We start from the raw sequence: 21877 nt of genomic DNA, 5'->3' as shown, positions 1-21877 counted from the left end.
GCATGGATGCCAAAGAGGAGCCTCCACGGACGGATTTACGGCGTCTTTGTGTGCAATACCGGCTTAAAGCTGCCTGGCGGCACGTTACAGCTAACCCTATAACAGAGGTTCAAAATGATACAAGTAAACAATGCCAGTATCAGCGAAGCGGCGATAATGGCCGAAATGCAGTACCACCCGGCCAGCGATAAACGTGGCGCCATGCTAAAAGCGGCCGAATCACTGATTATTGGCGAGCTGCTGCGTCAGCGCGCCAAAGCGCTGGGCCTTAGCGTAAAAAGCGAAGCCAATACCGCCAGCGATGACAACTTTCTCGATGCGCTGATAAACACTGAAGTGACTATTCCGCAAGCCAACCAGACCGAATGCGAGCAATATTACCGCTTAAACCCACAGCGCTTTCATAGCTCGCCGCTGCTGGAAGTCAGCCATATACTGCTGGCGGCAGCACCAGAAGATGACAAAGCCCGGGTAGAAGCCAAAACCCTGGCAGAGCAGTTAATCACTAAGCTACAACAAGGCGAACCGCTGGCACAACTGGCACAGCACTACTCGGCCTGCCCGTCGAAAGAAACCGGCGGTAGCTTAGGCCAAATTAGCCGCGGCCAAACCGTGCCGGAGTTTGAGCGGCAAATATTTAATGCCGAAGCGGGTTTGATGCCACAGCCGGTAGAAAGCCGTTATGGTTACCATATAGTGTACATTGCCCGCAAAGTGCCTGGCCAGTTACTGCCCTTTAGCGCCGTCGAGCAGAAAATTGCTGACTATTTAAATGAAAAAGTACGGCGCAAAGCGGTAGCGCAGTATATTCATACGCTGATCGTTGACGCTGAAATAGACGGTTACGACTTTAACCTGTCAGCCTCGCCACTTATGCAGTAAAGGTGAAATTGGGGCCGCCATCTATAACGCTTCGGCGGCGCACTGCCTGCTTTGCCCTGTGTTAGCACAATAGCGCCCCAATATCGCACCCGACATTCTGCACTGCCCGGCCTTGAAATTTTAAGCTATTAATTTTTAAACAAATAATTTCTGAATAAAAGCTGACACAGCCACTGCTTAATTCCACCGTGTTGGTATAACAGTAAATATCATGGCAAAGACGCCAGTCGCTCAGGTCCGGTAACGGACTGACAGCGACCGGCGTTTTTTTATGCCCGCAAAAAAGAAGTACTGCAGCGATACCAACAATAGCACCGGCTTACCGCCTTTTAGGTAACCCTTTAATTAAATTATATAAATTTACTAGCCGCGTTAAGATCAGCCTGCTTTTACGCGGCCCTGACCAAAGGAATACATTATGAAAGCTTTCCCCGCTGTGATGTTGTCTGTGTTACCGTTTTGCTTTAGCCCCAGCCTTATTGCCAATGAACTTAGCACTGCACTTAAACAAAGCACTGTCTCGGCACAGTTTCGCTACCGTTTAGAATATGTCGAGCAAGACAATACGCTGGACGATGCCATCGCCTCTACGCTGCGCAGCCGCTTAAGCGTGAATACCGGCAAGGCGTATGGTTTTAGCGCCTTACTGCAGGTAGACAACGTTAGTCTGCTGGGTAATGACAATTACAACAGTACGGTCAACGGCAAAACCGATTACAGCGTGGTGGCCGACCCTAAGGGCACCGATATTAACCAGGCGCTGCTGCGCTACCAAAATGACAGCGGCACCACGCTAAGTGCGGGCCGCCAATTGGTAAACCATTTAAACCAGCGCTTTTTAGGTGGCGTCGGCTGGCGCCAGAATGAACAAACGCTGGATGGCTATCGCCTGCAACAGCAGTTCAGCGACAGTGTTAGTGCTGAGCTAGGCCATTACCACAATGTAAACCGGGTATTTGGCCCCAAAAGCGCGGCGGCCGATCAACACGGCAGCTTTAATACCGCCTTGCTGCAATGGCAGCTGACACCGGCACATCAGCTGGCAGGTTTTGCTTATGATGTTGATTTTGACACCTGGGCGGTGCGCAGCAGCCGCACTTATGGCGTTGATTATCAGGGTAAATTAACCAGCGGCCCGAAACTGAGCTGGCAGTTAGCTTTGGCTAAGCAAGATGATGCGCATAATGCACCGCTCAGTTTTAGCCATCACTACCACCGTATCAGCCTGAACTGGGCGCTGGATAGCGTTACGCTGCAAGCCGGTCAGGAGCGTTTAGCCGGTGATGGTCAAAGCGCTTTTCAAACCCCGCTGGCGACTCTGCATGCGTTTTCCGGCTTTGCCGATATGTTTTTAAACACGCCGGATAACGGCCTGCGTGATAACTGGCTGGAAGCCAAAACCAAGCTAAACGACGTTGCCTTAAGCCTGGCTTATCATCGTTTTGACAGCGACCTCGGTAGCCAAAAATATGGCGATGAATGGAACGCCAGCGCCGGTTATAGCATTAATCAGCAACTTTCGGCGCTGTTAAAACTGGCGTATTACAATGCAGATACGCTGGCAGTCGACACGACTAAGGTTTGGCTGATGCTTAGCTATCAGTTGTAATTGCCCCTGTATTGTGCGGACGCATCATTGCGCCCAATCACTTCTCTCATAGCTCCACGTTGGCCAATGTTGTTTTGGCTCCTCTGCACCGCCCCTGGGTTTCAGTGGGCGGTTTTTTCATTGTCCATACTGGCTTTTTGCCAAAGCAACTTACCCCCGATGGGGTAACAAGCTCAGCTTTGATGCGCTCTGGCGCGACTATGGCAATTTCAGCTCCGTTAAAACATGATCCAGATCAAGCTTTTGCTGACAGCTAACGCTAAGCTAAAACACAATATCTAGTGCATCAAAATAAAATAAACACTATATAGAGGATTTAATGCTTAGATTCACCGATGAACAAATCGCCTTTCAGGAAGTGCCAAACGAAGTGTCACTGGCCTTTACCATTGCTGGCTGTACGCTGGGCTGCAAAGGCTGCCATAGCAGCTATAGCTGGCAGGCTAACCAGGGTACGCCGTTGACGCCGGTTTACCTGCAACATCGCTTAGACAGCTATAAAAACCTGATCAGCTGCGTATTGTTTTTAGGCGGTGAGTGGCAGCCTGAAGCCTTGATATCACTGCTCAAGTTAAGCCGCCATGCCGGGCTTAGCACCTGTTTATATACCGGCTTGGACGATGTCAGCAGTGAGCTGAAACAGCAGCTAACCTACCTTAAAACCGGCCGCTGGCTGTCTGAACGCGGCGGCCTGGATAGCCCGCACACTAACCAGATTTTCACCGATTTACGCAGCAATACACGCCTGAACCACTTCTTTGTTAAACCATAAAAAGGGATCTGCCATGCAAGCGCTTAATTTCTCGCAACTACAACAAAAACTCAGCTTTATCGACAACTACCTGCATGCCACTAATGCCGCCGATGGCTCAAAATTAGATGCCAATGCTAACGTAACCCAGAAAAATATCGCTACGCTGGAAGCCGAGCTGATGAAGGATCAGTTTATTCAGGTAAACCGGGCTTTAGTCAGCAATAAAATCAGCGAGCTGTTTGGGGCAGAATTAGCAGCAGAATACCTGCGCCAGATAACCGATCACGAAATTTATGTGCACGACGAAACCAGCTTAAAGCCCTATTGCGTGTCAGTAACCATGTATCCGTTTTTACGTGATGGTTTAACCAAACTGGGCGGCGAATCACAGGCGCCGAAGCATTTAGAGTCCTTCTGCGGCTGCTTTGTTAACTTTGTGTTTGCCGTATCCAGCCAGTTTGCCGGCGCCGTGGCTACGGTAGAGTTTTTAACCTACTTTGATTACTTTGCCCGTAAAGACTACGGCGACAACTACCTGCAAACGCATCGCAAGCAAATCGAAAACCATTTGCAGCATGTGGTGTATGCGTTAAACCAGCCGGCTGCCGCCCGTGGCTACCAAAGCGTATTCTGGAATATCTCGGTGTACGATCAGCACTACTTTGACAGCATGTTTGGCAATTTTGTGTTTCCAGATTTTGTTAAACCAGAGTGGCAATCAGTGTCAGCCTTGCAGCAGTTTTTCTTAAGCTGGTTTAATAAAGAGCGGGAAAAAACCGTACTGACCTTTCCGGTGGTCACGGTGGCGATGCTAACCGAGAACGGCAAATGCAAGGATAGCGCCTTTGCCAACGACATCGCGGCTGAGATGGCAGCGGGTAATTCATTCTTTATCTACCAGTCAGAAAATGCCGACTCGTTAGCCAGCTGCTGTCGGCTGCGCAGTGAAATCAGCGATAATACTTTCTCATATTCGCTGGGTGCCGGCGGCGTCGCCACCGGCTCTATTAATGTGATTACCATTAATATGAACCGCTTAGTGCAGGATGGCCGTGATTTAGCCATTGAGGTGGCTAAAATCCATAAATATCAGGTGGCTTACCGCAAACTGATGGAGCAGTACAAAGCTGCTGGTCTGCTCACGGTATACGACGCAGGCTTTATCAGCCTGGACAAGCAATTTCTAACCATTGGCATTAACGGCATGGTAGAGGCCGCAGAGTCGCAGGGCTTAACCGCTGGCAATAACCCGGCCTATATCCGCTTTGTGCAGCAACAGCTAAAAGTGATCTTTGACGCGAACAAAGCTGCTAAAGCTGAGTATGGCTATATGTTTAACACCGAGTTTGTGCCGGCGGAAAACCTGGGAGTGAAAAACGCCAAATGGGATCGCGAAGATGGCTATATGGTGCCGCGCGATTGCTACAACTCATATTTTTATGTAGTAGAAGATGAGCACAGCAACACGCTGGACAAATTTCAGCTGCATGGCCGCGAACTGTTAGATTATCTGGATGGCGGCTCTGCGCTGCATTTGAACCTGGAAGAAAAGCTGGATCAGCGCGGCTATGTAAATTTACTGAACATTGCCGCCCAAACCGGCTGTAACTACTTTTGCGTCAACGTGAAAATTACTATCTGCAACAGCTGCGAAGCCATTGATAAACGCACCCTGTGCGCCTGTGCCCAATGCGGCAGCAGAGATATTGACTACGGCACCCGGGTAATTGGCTACTTAAAACGGGTATCGGCCTTTAGCAGCGGCCGTCGCCAGGAACACAGTTTGCGCCACTATCAAAGAAAGCAAACCGCGCAGCAACAGCGAAGCGCTTAAAGCGGATTAAATCCGCAGCGTAAAAACCGGGGCACAATAATGTGCCCCTATAAAACCGATGCAGACATCAAACAAACAACAAGGGTTTAAACCGGGCCAGGTAAAAAATGCCCGCCAGTTGCGACAGCGCCATTACAGTGCAAGCCACACGTACCGGCAGGCTTAAGCGCTGTTTTAAGGCTGCAATGCCAAACAGGATATAGCCAATTAACAGTAAAATTTTAAACCCCAGCCATTGGTGCGCAAAGGGCTGCCAGGGGCCTATAGCCAGCAGCATAAACGCCAGCGTTAGCAATAGCGTATCGTTAATATGCGGCAAGTGTCGCACCGGGCTTAAGCGCCAACCGGGTTTGCCGGCCAAATCTAACAACAAACGCAGCACAAACAAGGTTGCGTTTAAATAGGCGCAAAACATATGCAGTTGTTTTACCGGTAAATAGTATTCCATCTGGCAGCCCTCTTAGTCATCTTTGCGCGCCACCATAAATTAACTTTAACGCTATGCCTATATCGCTAAAGAGGTAGAAAACACCAGCAGTAATCAGGCTTAGGGTAATTTATACCCTATAGGTGCTTTTAACCCAGCTGCATTAAGGTTAAAACCACCCTCCCTCCCGTCACTTTTAAAAAATTTCGTTTAAAAACAATAAAATAAAACATGGCGCAGTTCTTGTAATACCCCTACAGGCGGAAAACGCCGGTGATATAAAAAACAGGAGTGATCTATGACACTTTGGCGCAAAAACAATAATGTAAGGGGGCTGTATGGCCGGATATCGTAAACTCTGGTGGCTGCTAATTACCATTTTAGCCATTACCTTTAGCGTGCTGGGCTATTTTGGTGCCGAGGTATATCGCTCGGCGCCGCCTATTCCGGCAAAAGTGGTTAGCCAGCAAGGCCAGCTGCTGATGACCAACGAGACTATCTTAAACGGCCAGACGGCCTGGCAATCGGTTGGCGGTATGCAGCTGGGTTCTATCTGGGGCCATGGTGCTTATCAGGCACCGGACTGGACTGCCGACTGGCTGCACCGTGAGCTAATGGCCTGGCTGGAACTGGCCGCACAAGATGAGTTTGGTTTAAGCTACGACGCCTTGACGCCCAGCCAGCAAAATACGCTGCAATTTGCGTTAAAGCAGGCCTATCGTACTAACAGCTACGATAAAGCCACTGATACTCTGGTACTGAGCGACCGGCGGGTACAGGCTATCGCGCAAACGGCCGAGCACTATATTGCCTTATTTGGTGATGATGCCGCGCTTAGCCAAACCCGCGCCAACTATGCGATGAAAAACAATACCCTGCCCTCTTTAAGCCGCCGCCAGGAAATGACACAGTTTTTCTTCTGGACCGCCTGGGCTGCCAGCACTGAGCGCCACCCGGATAGTGCTACCTATACCAATAACTGGCCGCATGAGCCATTAATTGATAACAGACCCACAGCGGAAAACCTGATTTGGTCTTTGGTCAGTATTATTTTACTGATTGCCGGTGTCGGCGGCCTGATTTGGGGCTGGGCGTTTTTACGCAAACACGATGAAGAAGAGCCACAAGCACCTAAACAAGACCCTATCGCCCGCTTAAAACTGACCCCGTCACAAAAAGCACTGGGTAAATATATTCTGGTGGTGGTTGCCCTGTTTACGCTGCAGGTAATGCTGGGCGGTTTTACTGCGCACTATACGGTAGAAGGCGATGGTTTTTATGGTTTAAATACCACCGAATGGCTGCCGTACAGCCTGGCACGTACCTGGCATATTCAGGCCGCCATGTTCTGGATCGCCACCGGCTTTTTAGCCGCCGGGCTATTTTTAGCGCCGATTATTAACGGCGGTAAAGATCCCAAGTTCCAGAAACTGGGCGTTGACGTGCTATTTTGGGCCTTAGTGGTATTAGTTGCAGGCTCTTTTGCCGGTAACTATTTTGCCATTATGCAAATTATGCCCGAGCAATATAGCTTCTGGTTTGGTCATCAGGGCTATGAGTACATTGATATTGGCCGCTTCTGGCAAATTATTAAATACGTTGGCGTACTGTTCTGGTTAGTGCTGATGCTGCGCGCTGTGGTACCGGCCTTTAACGCCCCTGGCGATAAAAACCTGCTGGCGCTATTTGCCGCCTCAGTAATTTGCGTCGGCTTATTTTATGGTGCCGGCCTGTTTTATGGCGAGCGCACACATTTATCGGTGATGGAATACTGGCGCTGGTGGGTAGTTCACCTGTGGGTAGAAGGCTTCTTTGAAGTATTCGCTACCGTATCACTGGCGTTTATCTTCCACAGCATGGGGCTGGTATCGCGCAGTGTGGCCACCAGTGCCAGCTTAGCGTCAGCGTCACTGTTTATGTTAGGCGGTATACCAGGTACCTTCCACCACTTGTACTTCTCGGGCACGACTACGCCGGTGATGGCAGTTGGCGCCACTTTTAGTGCACTGGAAGTGGTACCGCTGGTAGTGCTGGGCTATGAAGCCTGGGAAAACTGGCGCTTAAAACACAAAGCGCCGTGGATGGGCGATATTAAATGGCCACTGATGTTTTTCGTCGCCGTGGCGTTTTGGAATATGCTTGGCGCCGGCGTGTTTGGTTTTATGATTAACCCGCCTATCGCGCTGTATTACCTGCAAGGGTTAAACACTACGCCAACCCATGCCCATGCTGCACTGTTTGGTGTCTATGGCTTCCTGGCGCTGGGTTTCTGCCTGCTGATCTTGCGTTATATCCGGCCACAGCTGGTGTTTGATGAGAAGCTGATGAAAACGGCGTTTTGGTGGATGAACGGCGGCCTGGTGCTAATGCTGTTTAGCAGCCTGTTGCCAATTGGTTTTATTCAGTTTTACGCCAGTGCCACTGAAGGCTTATGGTATGCCCGCAGTGAAGCCTTTATGCAAAGCGACATTTTGCATACGCTACGCTGGGTGCGCACCTTTGGTGACGTGATCTTTATCATCGGTGCCTTAGCAGTAAGCGCTCAAGTGGTAAAGGGCGTGTTTGACAGCAAAGCTGCCATGCAGCCATTGCAACACCTAAACTGATAGCCAAACTATCATAAAAGGCTTCTGCGTAATTAAAGCGAAGCCTTTTTGGTACCTTAAACTGTCAAACAATACGCCTTTTGTTCAGGAGCAACACAACAAATGATCGTCAGTGCAAGAATTATCCACATAAGAACCGGCGGCTTGCAACCACTCGGCACAGAGGGGGTTATCAGCGGCATCCATAAAACGCCGGTAAAGCAAGCCTGGCTGGGCATTAACGGCTTAGAGGGTGATCTACAGGCTGACCGGCTACATCATGGCGGTGCAGAAAAAGCCTTACATCATTACTCCGCCAGCCATTATGCCTACTGGCAGCAAATACTTGGTAAGCTGCCCGATTTTGGCAATAGCGCCGCTTTTGGTGAAAACCTGACGACAGATGCGTTAACCGAACAGGATGTCTGTGTTGGCGATATCTGGCAACTGGATCAGGCTATTGTAGAGGTATCGCAAGCAAGACAACCATGCTGGAAATTAAACCTACGTTTTGCCAAACAAAACATGGCAAGGTTAGTTCAGGACAGCCGCCGTACCGGCTGGTATTACCGGGTATTGACGCCTGGAATGGTGGCAACCGGTTACATTATGACACTGCTTGAACGCCCTTATCCTAACTGGCCGCTATCACGTTTGTTAGACACTCTTTATGGCTCTGTCTGGAGCACAGAGGTGTTGCAAGAAATCGCCATGCTTAGCCCGCTAAGCGAGTCCTGGCGAAGTTTAGCAAAACAGCGCTTAAAAACAGGTCAGGTAGAAGACTGGCGCAAACGACTAGGCGAGCCATAAATTAACTTACTCGTGCCTGGCAAAACCCGCTTACTTAATGTGTAATAGGCAAAAACGCGTCATCATTAAAATACTCGGAATAGCGCTGCAACGCCCGTAACAACTTAACAGCGCCCTGGCGTTGGGTTGTCAATTCACTTGCAGCCATCGCTTGCTGGCTTTGCATCATTGCCGCAAGTACCAAATGAAACTGCGCATCTGCCTCGGGTGTTAACTTGCAATTGGCAACGATGTGGTTAACTTCCTGCTGCAACATCTGAGAAAACTGTTGATATTGTGACGCCGTAAAACGTTTGTGATGAATATCATCCAGATGCGTTAGCAGCTGTGCCCTCAGCCGAAGCATCGCCTCACTTAACACTGTATCTACCGGCCACTTGGCACCATCATTCAGCACCAGCATCGTAAGCACCTCATCATCGCCATGGTGATGATGAGGTGCTTGATCAGCCTGTAAGGGCGCGGCATGCAGTAAGCCGGTTAACAGCCATATCGATAGTATTTTCATGCATTATTCTCCGTTTGATATGGAATTATTCCGTTAACGCACCGTCCTGTCTACCTTGTTACTGCTGTGAGCAACAAAGCATATTAGGCACTACGATGTACCTACTTTGTATAATAGCCAGACAATGGGGCATACAGTACAGTTGGCGCTCTTGCCGTAACCAGAGGTTAGTATTATGTCGACTAAACCTGATCTGACTACCGCAATGCAGCAACTGCTGGTTGAGGTTAAAGCCACCCTACCGCTTTATGAGCCGGCCACCTTTGTTTGTGGCATTACCAACACCGACTGTCAGGGTTGCCCAAAAAAACTGCTGGAGATGGTTGACGCTGAAGTATCGTTTTGGGAGCACGCAATAAAAAATGGCCGTATTCCCAAGTTTGATGAGCTGAGACGTTTCGGTAAATTGTGTTTAAGTGTTAAACGCAGCCTTATCCGCAATAAAATTTTAGCTGCCGACTAGGTATTAACGTCATTCAGCCGCAGACATCCGGGTGTCTTTTTTTCTGCTAACTGCTTATACTTGCCCTCCTTTGGTGCAAATTCCGGATTTAACCTTGCAACGCCGAGCAAAAAACCTGTTAAGTGCCGTACTGGCACAACTAGGCCTGATTAAACGCGACAGCCAGCGTTTGTCAGCCATACCACTGACCGAACGATTAAAGGTAGCACTGGCCGCCTTTATCGCGTTATTTATTGTTACCTATACCAGCCTGCAGCTGGCCGACACCGCCAGTACTATAGTGTTGCTGGCTTCAATGGGCGCCTCGTCAGTATTGTTATTTGGTTTACCCAACAGCCCACTGGCACGGCCCTGGTCATTTGCCGCCGGCCATCTTATCTCGGCTACCGTGGGCCTTATTTGCTCGCACTTGTTTACTGACTTAGCACTGATGGCCGCGGTAACTATTGGCTGCGTGCTGTTTGTAATGTACATCTTTGAGTGTATGCACCCGCCGGGTGGCGCCACCGCGCTGGTACCGGTGATAGCCTCGACCGACAGCGTATTGGGTTATGACTTTTTGCTCTATCCGGTGGCACTGAATGTGTTTGTCATGCTGCTGGTGGCCATAGTGCTGCAAAAGTTCTGGTTAAAACGCGGCCTGCAGCCAACCGCACAGAAATTTGACCCGGTACATTTGCACAAAGACGCCTCACCGCTAAAGCGGCTGGGCCTGCAGCCGGAAGATTTACTTAGTGCATTAAACAGCTTTGATACCGTAGTCGATATTAGCGAGCAGGATTTAGAACGTTTATATCATCAGGCGCAGCTTAACGCCTATCAGCGCAAAAGCGGCGAAATTCGCTGTAGCGACATTATGTCACGCGACCTCATCACTGTAACGCCAGACACTGCTGTAGGCAGTGCCTGGCAGCTACTGCGTAAACACAAAATTAGTATGTTGCCGGTAACAGACAACCAGCAACAATTAATGGGTGTGGTATCAACGGTCGACTTTCTAAAGAACCTGCAAGTGCCGCATTACTGGGGTTTACTGCGCCATGTCAATCAGCTGCTGCTGAAAAACCGCCATAAAACCCAGCATAAACGTGAGGTCGCCGAAATTATGGTGACTAAGCTTACCGTTGCCCATGAGCGGGATCATATAGTGGCGCTTGTTCCTATGTTATCCGATCAGGGCCTGCACCATATACCGGTGCTAAACGACGAGCAACAGCTGGTCGGGGTAATAACCCAGTCAGATCTTATCGCCGCCTTGTTCAATGCCAAACTGGCCTGAAAATATCAGGCCAGTGTAAAACGCCCTACCAGCTGTTGCAGTTGCTCGGCAAGGCGCGCCAATTCGCGGCTGGTGCTGGCGGTTTGCTCAGCACCGGCACTGGTTTGTACTGCTACATCACTAATATTAAGTATTTTTTGGTTTATCTCATCAGCTACTGCAGCTTGCTGCTCGGCCGCTGAGGCGATCTGCATATTCTTATCATTAATGCCATTAATACCCTGTAGCACCTGCGCCAGAATATCACCGGTTTCAGCTACTTTATCGCGCCCCTCCTGCGCCTGGCTCAGGCTGATACGCATCGCATCGGTGGCTTGGGTTGCACCTTGTTGCAGGCCTTCTATCATGCGCTGAATATCACCGGTCGACTGCGCCGTGCGCTGCGCCAGAGTACGCACCTCATCTGCGACTACGGCAAAACCGCGGCCTTGCTCACCAGCCCGGGCCGCTTCTATGGCCGCATTTAACGCCAGCAAATTCGTTTGCTCGGCAATACCACGAATCACATCCAGCACCGAGGTAATGGCATCACTGTCCTGTTTTACCTGGTCAATCACTTTGGCGGTGCTGTCAACCTGGCCCGATAAACGCTGAATAAGTGCTATGGTCTGTTCTAACCGGCTTTGCCCCTGGGCAGCTCCGGCCTGTACGGTTTCCGACAGCTCTGCCGCCTCTGCCGTGCTGGCGGCAACATCACGCACGGTAGCGCTCATTTCATGCATCGCAGTGGCCACCATTTCGGTGTCTTGCTGTTGTTGCTGTACGCCTTTACTGGTTTGCAACGTTACCGCCGATGATTGCTCGGCAGCGGTAGCAACCTGAGCAGTAGCGCCGCCAATTTCATGAATAACCCGCTGTAGCTCCTGCGCCATGCTGTTGGTACTGTCCGCAATGCGGCCAAACTCGTCTTTACTTTTGTAGTGGCTGCGTGCGGTAAGGTCGCGCTTTGCCAGTGCAGTAATGGTGCTTTCAATACTGCGTACTGCAGCCGAAATACTGCGCATGGTAATAGCTGCAACAATTGTCAGCACGGCACTTATCAACACAATAGCCGCCGCTAACAACCATAATTGGCGCACAGACTGCTGCTGCAGTTGCTCAGCAGAGGCGACAATACCGGCTTTGAGTGCGGTTTCAAATTCAGCCATTTGCGCCAGACGGCTAGTAGCCAGATCAAACCACTGGCCATCATCCACATTCAGCGGCTCACCCAGTGCCGTGTTAAACGCCAGTTGCTGCAGGCGCGCCACTTCAGCAAAGCTGTTATGCTGGCTAAGGGTACGCCAGGCGCTTTGCTGTTGTGGGCTGACCATACGTAAAAAGTTTTCTGCAAAGGCGTTATAAGCGCCTAAATTATTGCTAAAACGGGCCAGTAATTCGCCGTTAAAACTGCCACGGCTAAATACTAAACCTAGAATGGCGCGCTCACGCCCGGCGCGCTCTTTCATTTCTATAAACTGGTTGAGTGTCGCCAGTTGCCGCGCCATATCCCGATGTTTAAGTGCCGCTTCCAACTTATGGTTCTGCGCTATCATCGCAGTAATGAGTGCGGTATAACGCTCAGCCGAGCTGGCATTGTTGATGCTTTGCTGATCAACCTGATGGCGCAACGCACTAAGCTCGCCAAGCTGTTGTTGCAGCGCGCTAAGCTCAGGCAATTGCAAAGCTAAAAACGCCTGTAAACGCTGATCGCTCTGCTGGCGCAATTGCGCCAGGCGCTGGGCAAAGCGGCTACCATTGCTGGCCAGATAAACACCACTGGCACCGCGCTCAGCTTGTAGAGTTGCCACTAACGCATTGGTTGTGGCTGACACCTCAATAGCCCTGCTAACATGCTCAGCTACTCTTACTTGCTGCCAGCTGTCACTAAAACGGCCCAGCGCCAGCGATAGCGCGGCCAGCGCGGGCAATAACAGTAATATCATCAGTTTACGGCTAATCGACAAGTTGCGGATAAAGTGTGTCATAAATTTGCCTCAGGGTGAAAATTACCACTATTTTAGGTAAAAACCACCCAACTGCTAAGCAGGCAAAGGTGACTACCTCTTCAGGGTTAGCCCCTACCCCACCAGAGCCGGTATTTTCACTACACAGGCTTTGTTACACTGGCGAAAACTGTTAGCAGGCGTGAATCATGAATATAGAATCTTACTCTGACTTAATCAAAGCGGCGGCCATGCAGGACGAGCCGCAGCGTTTGCTGTTTGTGTTTGCCAAAGCCGAGCTGCCAAATGGCTATACCGACACGCAAAAACACAACTTTGAACAAGGCCAGGGCGGCGCTTTAGCACCGGTGCTGTGCGTCGATAAACTGCCAGACGAGGTAAACGAATTTGCCAGCTTAGTGCAAGAGTCCACCACCACGGGCGTTGACTGGGATATCGCCTTTGTCTCCGCTTTGGGCGGCCGCGGTGGCTTCCCGCCAAACAGCGATGAAGCGACGCAACCACTTAAGATGATGATGGAGAAAATTCAGGGCGGCATGATTGCCGATTTTCTGACCTTTAATAAAGCCGGCGACTTAGTGGCGCTGTATTGACGACAGCCGGAAAACGTAGGGGCGCATCGTTGCGCCCTTTGACAATTAATGTTCTGCCATTTTGCTAAAAATCGGGGCGCTTGCTTGGTGTAAATAGGCGCCCCCATACAGGCTTACACCACCTTTGAATACCGCTGCTGGCCCTGAGTTAAGTAAGCGTCAAAGCAGGCGCAGATGCTGCGCACCCACAGCCGGCCGGCATTGGTCACTTTTATCCGCTCGGCGTATACCTCTACCAGACCGTCTTCCATAAAGGGTTGTAAGCGCTCTAGCGCCTCGGCGAAGTATTGCCAGAAGCCGCTGAGTTGCCAGCGCTCACTAAACGCCTCGACATCCAGCTCGAAATGGCAAATTAACTGGCTTATCAGCGCAGCGCGCACTTTGTCATCGCTATTTAAGCTAAAACCGCGCTCTGCCGGAAGCTGGCCACTGTTTATCGACGCATAATAGGCTGGCAGCTCTTTGCTGTTTTGCCATAATAAGCCGCTTACCTGGCTAATGCTGGACACGCCCAGGCCAATTAATGCATCTTGGCCGGCGGTAGTGTAGCCCTGAAAATTACGCTGCAGCTTGCCGGCTTGCTGCGCCTTGGCTAAGGCGTCATCTGGCAGGGCAAAGTGGTCCATGCCAATAAACTGATAGCCGGCGGCGACAAAACGGTTAATGGCCAGCTGCATCAGTTCCAGCTTTAACGGTGCATCCGGCAGGCTACCGTTGTCTATTTTACGCTGGGCAGCAAAACGCTCCGGAATGTGCGCATAGCTAAATAACGAGATGCGATCGGGGTTAAGGCGGATAATTTCGTCGACGGTCTGGGCAAAACTGGCCGGCTGTTGAAAGGGTAAGCCGTAGATAAGATCGAGATTGATCGAGCTAAAACCGAGCTCACGGCTTAACTGCACCTGATGCCGGATAAGATCAGTATCCTGAAGCCGATTAATGGCAATTTGCACTTTCTCATCTAAATCCTGCACGCCATAACTCACCCGGTTAAAACCCAGAGTGCGCAAATGCCGCAGTTTGTCGTCACTGCAACTGCGCGGGTCTATCTCAATACTGATTTCAGCATCAGCCTTAACAGTAAAGTGTTGCTGCAAAAGCGTCATTAAACGGCTTAGCTGCACTTCAGTTAAAAAAGTTGGTGTTCCGCCGCCTAAATGCACCTGGTTGATGCTTTTACTCTGGAGTAGTGGCTGATACAGCGCCATTTCCTGCGCTAAGGCATCCAGATAGGTATCCGCCTTATGCTGATGACGGGTAATCACCTTATTACAACCGCAGTAGTAGCAAAGCTTATGGCAAAACGGGATATGTAAATACAGGCTAAGCTCGTTTGGGCTTTGGCCAATGGCGGTTTGAATTTGCGCTCGGTCAAAGCTGGTATTTAGCGCCAGCGCTGTGGGGTACGAGGTATATCGCGGGCCGTTAATATTGTATTTACTGATTAACTTTTGATCCCACTGTATGGTTTTCATTCTAACCTCGATGACTGGTTTCGACCGGCGGCTTACAATCATAACGACCACCAGTGCGCATACTTTGATCTGCCGCAGGCCATACTTAATTGGCCACAGCAGAGGCGTTGTCGCGGGCGATCTGCTGTTGCTGTGCCAGCCAATTTAGCCCGAGCTGACATAGTTTAGGCAAACGCTCTGGCCCTATGCTGTCGAGCAGGTTTTTGCAATACAAGCCAAGCTCAGTATCGCCCAGCATTTGCAGGCGGCGGCGAAAAAACAAGGTATCCGGATCAGCCGTATTGCTGATCATCGCCACAAAGTCAGTAAACTCAGCCTTTAGCAGTAAATCCTGCTGTGGGCTGTTTAAGTGCACAACTAAGCTGTCGCCGTTTAAACTGATGGCAAACTGCAGGGCAATATCCGCTACCTGCACCACCAGGGTCTTGCCACTTAAAAAATCCAGCTCACCGGCTTTTAGCTCCGGGCGGAAAAACCGGTTCAGCGCCAACTGTAACACGCAGGCCTTAGCGGCTTTGGGTGCACAGCGGGTAACAGTACCTATCATTGTAGGTAGTGCTGCTACCAATTTAGAGTTAACACTTTTAATATCAAACATATACAAGCCTTGTACTGAGTTATCACCCTATAATAAAACCACAGTACGCTGCTGAGGGCTATGCCCTGTCGGTGGTAGTAATAAAGCCAAATTAACGCGGAGCCACCCTTATGGAGCTGCTTTGTCCCGCTGGCAGTATGCCGGCTCTAAAGGCTGCCATCGAGCATGGCGCTGATGCCGTTTATATCGGTTTAAAAGATGATACTAACGCCCGTCATTTTGCCGGCTTGAACTTTGACCAAGCTAAGCTGAAAGACGCGGCCCGTTATGTGCATCAGCACGGAAAAAAGCTGCATGTGGCGATTAATACTTTTGCTCACCCGAATAACTACCAGCGCTGGCAACAAGCAGTCGATATGGCCGCCGACGCCGGCGCGGATGTGCTTATTCTGGCCGATATTGCCGTGCTGGCTTATGCCGCGGCGCGTTACCCTAAAATAGAGCGGCATTTATCCGTGCAGGCCTCCGCCACCAATGCCCCAGCAATAGATTTTTACCGCCAGTTTGGCATCAGCCGGGTAGTACTGCCGCGGGTATTATCGATGCAGCAGGTGCGGGCACTGGCCAGAAGCTGCGAAATCGATCTCGAAGTGTTTGCCTTTGGAAGCTTGTGCATTATGGCCGAGGGCCGCTGCTATTTAAGCTCTTATATGACCGGGCAATCGCCCAACACCGCCGGTGCCTGCTCGCCGGCAGCTTTTGTACAGTGGCAGGATAACAAGGGCACGCTGGAGTCACGTTTAAACGGCATTTTAATTGATCGCTTTGCACCCAATGAAACCGCTGGCTACCCCACCCTGTGTAAAGGCCGCTTTAGCATAGGCAACGAAACCTACCATGCGCTGGAAGAGCCTACCAGTTTAAACACGCTGGATTTACTGCCCGAGCTGTATGCCGAAGGTATTAAGTCATTAAAAATAGAAGGCCGTCAGCGCAGCCCTGCTTATGTGGCGCAAATTACTAAAGTCTGGCGCGCTGCCATCGATGCGGTAATCGCAACGCCAGAGCGTTTTAATGTGCAACCACAATGGCAGCAGGTGCTTGCCGGCCTGTCTGAAGGCAGCCAAACCACGCTTGGCGCTTATCATCGCAAATGGAAGTAATCACATGCAATTTTCACTAGGCCCGGTGCTGTATTTTTGGCCCAAGGCGCAGATGCTTGAATTTTACCGTCAGGTAGCCGACAGCGACATTGATATCGTCTATCTGGGCGAAACCGTGTGTAGCAAAAGGCGCGAACTTAAATTTGATGATTACTTTGCACTAGCGCAGATGCTGCGCGAGGCCGGTAAGCAGGTGTGTTTATCGTCGATGACCTTATACGAAGCCCCCGGCGAGCTGCGCGAACTGCGTAAATACGTTGATAACGGTGAGTTTTTAGTGGAAGCCAATGACGTGGGCGCCATTAGTATGTTGCAGCAGCAAGGCTTGCCTTTTGTCGCCGGCGCGGCGATTAATTGCTACAACCAGCATACGCTGCGACGCCTTATCAGCATGGGTTTAACGCGCTGGGTCATGCCGGTAGAATTATCCGGCCACTGGCTTAGCGAGGTATTACAGCAGAGCCTAATTGCCGATATCCGCGACTGTTTTAGCACCGAAGTGTTCGGTTTTGGCCACCTACCACTGGCCTGGAGCGGCCGCTGCTTTACCGCCCGCTCAGAAAACCGCAGTAAAGATCAGTGTGAGCTTTGCTGCATTAACTACCCGCAGGGGCGCGAAGTTAAAAGCCAGGACGGCACTCAGGTATTTGTGTTAAACGGCATACAAACCCAGTCTGGCCAGCGCTATAACCTGCTGAACCAGCTAAACACTATGCAGGGCCTGGTAGATATAGTACGGTTAAGCCCACAGCTAAGTGGCACCTTTGACTGGCTGGCGAAATTTAAGGCCAATATTAACGGCGCAGCTCCGCAGCCACTGCCGAAAACCGACAGTAACGGCTACTGGCTGAACCTGGCCGGTATGGCAGTAGGTTGATAAACCCAGATAACACAACGGTTGCGACACACCTTGTGCTCGCCGCAGCAACTATGCTGGACTTTCCTGTCCAGCCCCTGAGGCCAGCTAAAGCTGTTCAAATTCGTTCCTGACGAATTTGTCGCCCCAGGGCTCAGACACTCTGCGTCTGTGCGCAATGTGGTAGCAACCTCGCTGAAAAACAGGAACAATCATGAGCAAACAAGTGGCCAAAATCGGCATCGTTACCGTAAGCGACCGCGCCAGTGCCGGCATTTACGAAGACTTATCCGGTAAAGCGATCATCGATACGCTAAAAGACTACTTAACCAGTGACTGGCAGGCGGAATACCGGCTGATCCCGGATGAACAGCCGTTAATTGAGCAAACGCTGCGGGAACTATGTGATGAGCAAGGCTGCTGTTTAGTGGTTACCACCGGCGGCACCGGCCCGGCAAAACGCGACGTTACGCCAGAAGCCACCGAAGCGGTGTGTGACCGCATGATGCCGGGTTTCGGCGAGCTGATGCGCACTGAATCGTTAAAATATGTGCCCACGGCAATATTGTCGCGCCAAACTGCTGGCCTGCGTGGCAGCAGTTTAATTATTAACCTGCCGGGTAAACCCAAAGCCATTCGCCAGTGTTTAGATGCGGTATTTCCGGCGGTGCCCTACTGCATCGATTTAATGGACGGGCCTTATCTGCAGTGCAATGAAGCGGTAATTAAAGCGTTCCGGCCAAAAAGTTAACGCCGCAGCAAAAATAACCACACCACCAGCAATAAGGTAATAAACCAAAAGCCGGACAACAATTGCCAAAACAGTAGCGGGTTGGTTTTATGCTGCTGTTTAACTTCTTCGTGTAAAAACGCCGGATTCGGTTGCTGCAGGTCAGTCAGTAGCTGATTAATGCTTTGATAGCGTTGTGATAAATCCAGACTAACACCTTTTTGCAGTGCGCGGTCAAACCAGGTTGGGATCACCGGGTTAAACTGGCTGGCACTGCGATAACGCAGCTTGTCGTAATCGGCCGCGGTGCGGCATTCCTCTACGGCAGCGCCGTAAGGTAAGTGACCACTGCTGAACAGCTCATAGGCAATGGTCGCAAGGGCGTAGATATCGCCCTGCACACCGGAGTTGTGCCCCAATAAATAGTGCGGATCGGAATAGGCCGCGGTGCCAAGTGCAGCCTCATGCTGCAGCGGGCTGAATATTTCGGCCAGGCCTGCCACATACACTGAGCCAAAGTCGACAATTTTTAACCGGCCATCCTGCAGGTAAATAATATTGCCGGGTTTTAAATCCTGATGAATGGCGCCCATGTGGTGAAACGCGGTTAAGCCTTTGGCTATCTGTTTTACCAGCTTAATCGCCAGCGCCGGTTTTAGTGGCTTGGGCTGGCGTTCAAACCATTGCTCTAAACTTTGGCCGTCTAAATGCTCCATCAAATAATACAGAAAGGTGCGCGGCCGGGTTTGCCGCACCACTTTTACGACATAATCAGATTCAATGCGCAGGCCTATCCACTCTTCGCGGATAAAGCGGTCAATATACAGTGCATCATCATCGTAATTCAGTGACGGGCATTTCAGCACCAGCTGTGCACCACTGGCTTCGTCCTCTACCAGATACAAATGGCTGCGGCTGCTGGCAAACAGCTCCTGCAGCACCTTATAACCATCCAGTTTCATGCCGGGGCTTAACGCCGGCGGAAATGGCAGCCGGGTTAAATGCTGGTTTAAATCATCCAGGCTTTGCTCGGGCAGCGCTGTTATCTCAAGCAAGATCAAACTGATATTGTCATTACTGCCCTGGGCTAATGCCTGTTGTTTTAGCTGCAAAGCGGCTTGCTCAAGATCATCCGCTGCCGATACTGCCTGCTGCAGTGCTTCCGGGCTGACAAAGTCCGACAGGCCATCAGAGCAGAGTAAAAAACGGTCGCCGCATTTGACAGTTAAACTGCCCTGTTGCAGCTCAACCCGGGCATCCATACCCAGCGCCCGGCCAAGAAACTGGCGCTGCTCAGATAACACTGTCGTATGATCCTGGCTCAGCTGCACCAACACGCCATCGCGCCAGTGGTACAACCTACTGTCGCCTATATGAAAAAAATGTGCAGTTTGCGATTTCAGCACTAGCGCGGTAAAGGTAGTCAGATAGCCTTTTTGATCGTGCGCAAACTGATGGCTCAGCTCGTACAGCTCGTTGTTGATGGTCGCGAGCAACTGCTCGGCGCTGTAAGCCACCGACCAGCTATCTGGTGTCTGGCTGTATTCGCGGCAAAAGCGGCTAACCGCGCGCTGGCTGGCCTGCTGACCGGCTTCGGCGGTACTGACGCCATCAGCTAATGCAAAACAGGCGCCTTTATAAGTTAACAGATGAGGATCTGAGGGGATATGCTGCACTACCGCATCTTCGTTGGCCGGCTTGATACCGGCCTCACAAAGACTGCTGTAGTGTAGTTTCAGATCAGATGCGCTCACCTGTTGCTCCTTTTTTACTGATCCTTGTTTAACCAACGTTGATGCGGTGCACAGTACCATCTTCACCCACTTCAGTGATATGGCCTTTAGGGTCATCTAAAAACATTACCGCTACCAGCCCCACCAGCGCTGAAGCGGCAATCACGTAGAAGAACATACTATAGCTAACGTAACTTAATACCGTTAAATACACCACAGCACCGACATTACCATAAGCCCCTGCCATGCCGGCAATTTGCCCGGTCATGCTGCGTTTAATCAGCGGTACTATGGCGAACACCGCGCCCTCGCCGGCCTGCACAAAGAAACTACAGGCCATGGTTGCCAGCACGGCCAACGGGATCCACCAGTGGCTGTCCATCAGCCCCATTAAAAAGTAGCCCGCGGCCAGGCCACCAATTAAGAGCAGCATACTTTTGCGCCGGCCAAACTTATCCGAAAACCAGCCGCCCATAGGGCGTGATACCAGATTCATAAAAGCAAAACCCGACGCCAGCAAACCGGCTTTTACCGCACTTAGTCCCTCAAAGGTTTCCAGGAAGTACAGCGGCAGCATTGACACAACCGCCAGCTCAGAGCCAAAGGTAGCAAAATAAGCAATATTTAAAATGCCGACCTGTTTAAAGCTGTATTTATCGGCTTCGGGTACACCAGCACGTAAATGCTCCGCGTTAATTCGCCAGGTTTGCTGGGTTTGCACAATAAACAGCAGCAAAAGCACGCCCCACAACGCATACATCATGTCAGTGCTGAACAGATTGACGCCGGCCGGAGATAAGCGCCAGGCCAACATGCCAAGCGCCAGATGCATAGGGATATTCATCAGAATAAGGCCCCACAACGCGCTCCAGCTGGTAACCACCATGGCACCGGTTTTTTTTGGCTTAAAATACACTGAGCCTTTGGGCGTATTGCGGGCAAATTTATAAAACACCAGCGAGTAAACTGCACTAATCACCCCTACAGTACCAATGGCGTAGCGCCAGCCATCGTCACCACCGTAGGCCAGTGCCAGTAACGGTAAGGTCATCGCGGCAGCAGCCGAACCAAAGTTACCCCAGCCCCCATAAATACCTTCGGCCGTACCCACCTGATGATGCGGAAACCACTCGCCCACCAGACGAATACCCACCACAAAGCCTGCGCCGACAAAGCCGAGTAAAAAGCGGAATAATGCCAGCGCAGAATAGGTATCGGCGAAGGCAAAGCCGATACACAGCAAAGCAGAAATAAACAGTAGCAGCGAATACATTATACGCGGACCATAGCGGTCAACTAACATACCCACTACGATGCGTGCCGGTATCGTAATGGCAACGTTTAGAATGAGTAAAGCTTTAATCTGAGCATCGGTTAGTGCTAAAGCCTCTTTAATGTGTATTAGCAATGGCGCGTGAGCAAACCACATCACAAAGGTCAAAAAGAAGGCAAACCAGGTCAGGTGCAGCATTTTTATTTTTTGTTCAGCAAAATTCAGCAGGTTTAACCCACTGCCGCTTTGTTGTGCTAAAGCAGGACCAGCCATAACATCCTCCACAGGATTAATCGATTCACTTTGGCCAGTGTAGAGAGGCTGCCGGGCAAAATCATTGATATAAAACAAAGTTGAACAGGCAGCTTTCATCGTAAAAACAAGAAGATACCACTTTGTGGGTAGCGGCGTTATTGCAG

General features: G+C 50.7%; 19 protein-coding genes. 12 read left to right on the top strand and 7 right to left on the bottom strand.

What is annotated here, in order from left to right; genetic code table 11:
- The first annotated feature begins 114 nt into the window (after positions 1–114).
- The 4 genes from ACUJFL_RS07850 to nrdD all read left to right on the top strand — a co-directional run bounded on the left by ACUJFL_RS07850 (position 115) and on the right by nrdD (position 5079).
- A complete protein-coding gene (locus tag ACUJFL_RS07850; RefSeq protein ID WP_445426638.1) occupies positions 115–882 on the top strand; it encodes a peptidylprolyl isomerase in 768 nt (255 codons plus the stop codon).
- Positions 883–1300: 418 nt separating this feature from the next.
- Positions 1301–2491, top strand: a complete 1191-nt coding sequence (locus ACUJFL_RS07845; protein WP_445426637.1) for a hypothetical protein — start codon at positions 1301–1303, stop codon at positions 2489–2491.
- Positions 2492–2810: 319 nt separating this feature from the next.
- Positions 2811–3263, top strand: a complete 453-nt coding sequence (gene nrdG, locus ACUJFL_RS07840; RefSeq protein ID WP_445426636.1) for an anaerobic ribonucleoside-triphosphate reductase activating protein — start codon at positions 2811–2813, stop codon at positions 3261–3263.
- A gap of 13 nt (positions 3264–3276) precedes the next feature.
- The gene (gene nrdD / locus ACUJFL_RS07835) at positions 3277–5079 is read left to right on the top strand and encodes an anaerobic ribonucleoside-triphosphate reductase (RefSeq protein WP_445426635.1); all 1803 of its coding nucleotides are present in this window, start codon (positions 3277–3279) and stop codon (positions 5077–5079) included.
- Between the two features lie 67 nt (positions 5080–5146).
- On the opposite strand, the gene ACUJFL_RS07830 is transcribed toward nrdD, so the two are convergent.
- Positions 5147–5527: a SirB2 family protein gene (locus ACUJFL_RS07830; RefSeq protein WP_445428923.1), complete on the bottom strand. Its 381-nt coding sequence runs from the start codon at positions 5525–5527 to the stop codon at positions 5147–5149.
- A 317-nt stretch (positions 5528–5844) separates the two neighbouring features.
- On the opposite strand from ACUJFL_RS07830, the gene ACUJFL_RS07825 reads away from it, so the two are divergent.
- Positions 5845–8112: a nitric-oxide reductase large subunit gene (locus ACUJFL_RS07825; RefSeq protein ID WP_445428922.1), complete on the top strand. Its 2268-nt coding sequence runs from the start codon at positions 5845–5847 to the stop codon at positions 8110–8112.
- A gap of 102 nt (positions 8113–8214) precedes the next feature.
- A complete protein-coding gene (locus ACUJFL_RS07820; RefSeq protein WP_445426632.1) occupies positions 8215–8901 on the top strand; it encodes an MOSC domain-containing protein in 687 nt (228 codons plus the stop codon).
- 34 nt (positions 8902–8935) lie between these two features.
- Here ACUJFL_RS07820 and ACUJFL_RS07815 read toward each other — a convergent pair whose 3' ends face one another.
- Entirely contained in the window at positions 8936–9409 is a 474-nt protein-coding gene (locus ACUJFL_RS07815) for a hypothetical protein (protein ID WP_445426631.1), read from the bottom strand.
- A gap of 175 nt (positions 9410–9584) precedes the next feature.
- Between ACUJFL_RS07815 and ACUJFL_RS07810 the strand changes: the two genes are divergently transcribed.
- Complete coding sequence (locus ACUJFL_RS07810) at positions 9585–9872, top strand: hypothetical protein (protein ID WP_445426630.1); 288 nt, start codon at positions 9585–9587, stop codon at positions 9870–9872.
- Between the two features lie 94 nt (positions 9873–9966).
- Positions 9967–11151 carry an HPP family protein gene (locus ACUJFL_RS07805; RefSeq protein WP_445428921.1) on the top strand — a complete coding sequence of 395 codons (1185 nt, stop codon included), beginning with the start codon at positions 9967–9969 and terminating at the stop codon, positions 11149–11151.
- 5 nt (positions 11152–11156) lie between these two features.
- Here ACUJFL_RS07805 and ACUJFL_RS07800 read toward each other — a convergent pair whose 3' ends face one another.
- Positions 11157–13118 (bottom strand): methyl-accepting chemotaxis protein, encoded by a 1962-nt coding sequence (locus tag ACUJFL_RS07800; protein WP_445428920.1) that lies wholly within the window; start codon positions 13116–13118, stop codon positions 11157–11159.
- Between the two features lie 167 nt (positions 13119–13285).
- Here ACUJFL_RS07800 and ACUJFL_RS07795 point away from each other — a divergent pair, with 167 nt between their 5' ends.
- On the top strand, positions 13286–13690 hold the full coding sequence (locus ACUJFL_RS07795; RefSeq protein ID WP_008219225.1) for a hypothetical protein: 405 nt from the start codon (positions 13286–13288) through the stop codon (positions 13688–13690).
- 113 nt (positions 13691–13803) lie between these two features.
- Here the strand turns inward: ACUJFL_RS07795 and hemN are convergent, their stop codons facing one another.
- Positions 13804–15165 carry an oxygen-independent coproporphyrinogen III oxidase gene (gene hemN, locus ACUJFL_RS07790; protein ID WP_445428919.1) on the bottom strand — a complete coding sequence of 454 codons (1362 nt, stop codon included), beginning with the start codon at positions 15163–15165 and terminating at the stop codon, positions 13804–13806.
- Between the two features lie 85 nt (positions 15166–15250).
- Positions 15251–15763, bottom strand: a complete 513-nt coding sequence (gene ubiT / locus ACUJFL_RS07785; protein ID WP_445426626.1) for a ubiquinone anaerobic biosynthesis accessory factor UbiT — start codon at positions 15761–15763, stop codon at positions 15251–15253.
- A gap of 110 nt (positions 15764–15873) precedes the next feature.
- Between ubiT and ubiU the strand changes: the two genes are divergently transcribed.
- The 3 genes from ubiU (at position 15874) to mog (ending at position 18473) form a co-directional block, all read left to right on the top strand.
- Complete coding sequence (gene ubiU / locus ACUJFL_RS07780) at positions 15874–16866, top strand: peptidase U32 family protein (RefSeq protein WP_445426625.1); 993 nt, start codon at positions 15874–15876, stop codon at positions 16864–16866.
- A gap of 4 nt (positions 16867–16870) precedes the next feature.
- Entirely contained in the window at positions 16871–17743 is an 873-nt protein-coding gene (locus ACUJFL_RS07775; protein ID WP_445426624.1) for a U32 family peptidase, read from the top strand.
- 193 nt (positions 17744–17936) lie between these two features.
- Positions 17937–18473, top strand: coding sequence for a molybdopterin adenylyltransferase (mog, locus tag ACUJFL_RS07770; protein WP_445426623.1), 537 nt, complete (start codon positions 17937–17939; stop codon positions 18471–18473).
- Here mog and ACUJFL_RS07765 read toward each other — a convergent pair.
- Together ACUJFL_RS07765 and ACUJFL_RS07760 are read right to left on the bottom strand one after the other, a co-directional pair.
- Positions 18470–20206: a protein kinase domain-containing protein gene (locus ACUJFL_RS07765; RefSeq protein WP_445426622.1), complete on the bottom strand. Its 1737-nt coding sequence runs from the start codon at positions 20204–20206 to the stop codon at positions 18470–18472. The two genes, mog and ACUJFL_RS07765, sit on opposite strands and share 4 nt — an antisense overlap.
- Positions 20207–20234: 28 nt before the next feature.
- On the bottom strand, positions 20235–21731 hold the full coding sequence (locus ACUJFL_RS07760) for a NarK family nitrate/nitrite MFS transporter (RefSeq protein ID WP_445426621.1): 1497 nt from the start codon (positions 21729–21731) through the stop codon (positions 20235–20237).
- Positions 21732–21877 lie beyond the last annotated feature (146 nt).

This window comes from Alishewanella sp. HL-SH05 (assembly GCF_052655985.1).
The sequence above is the reverse complement of the archived record's forward strand: the minus strand, read 5'-3'. Positions and strand labels throughout refer to the sequence as shown.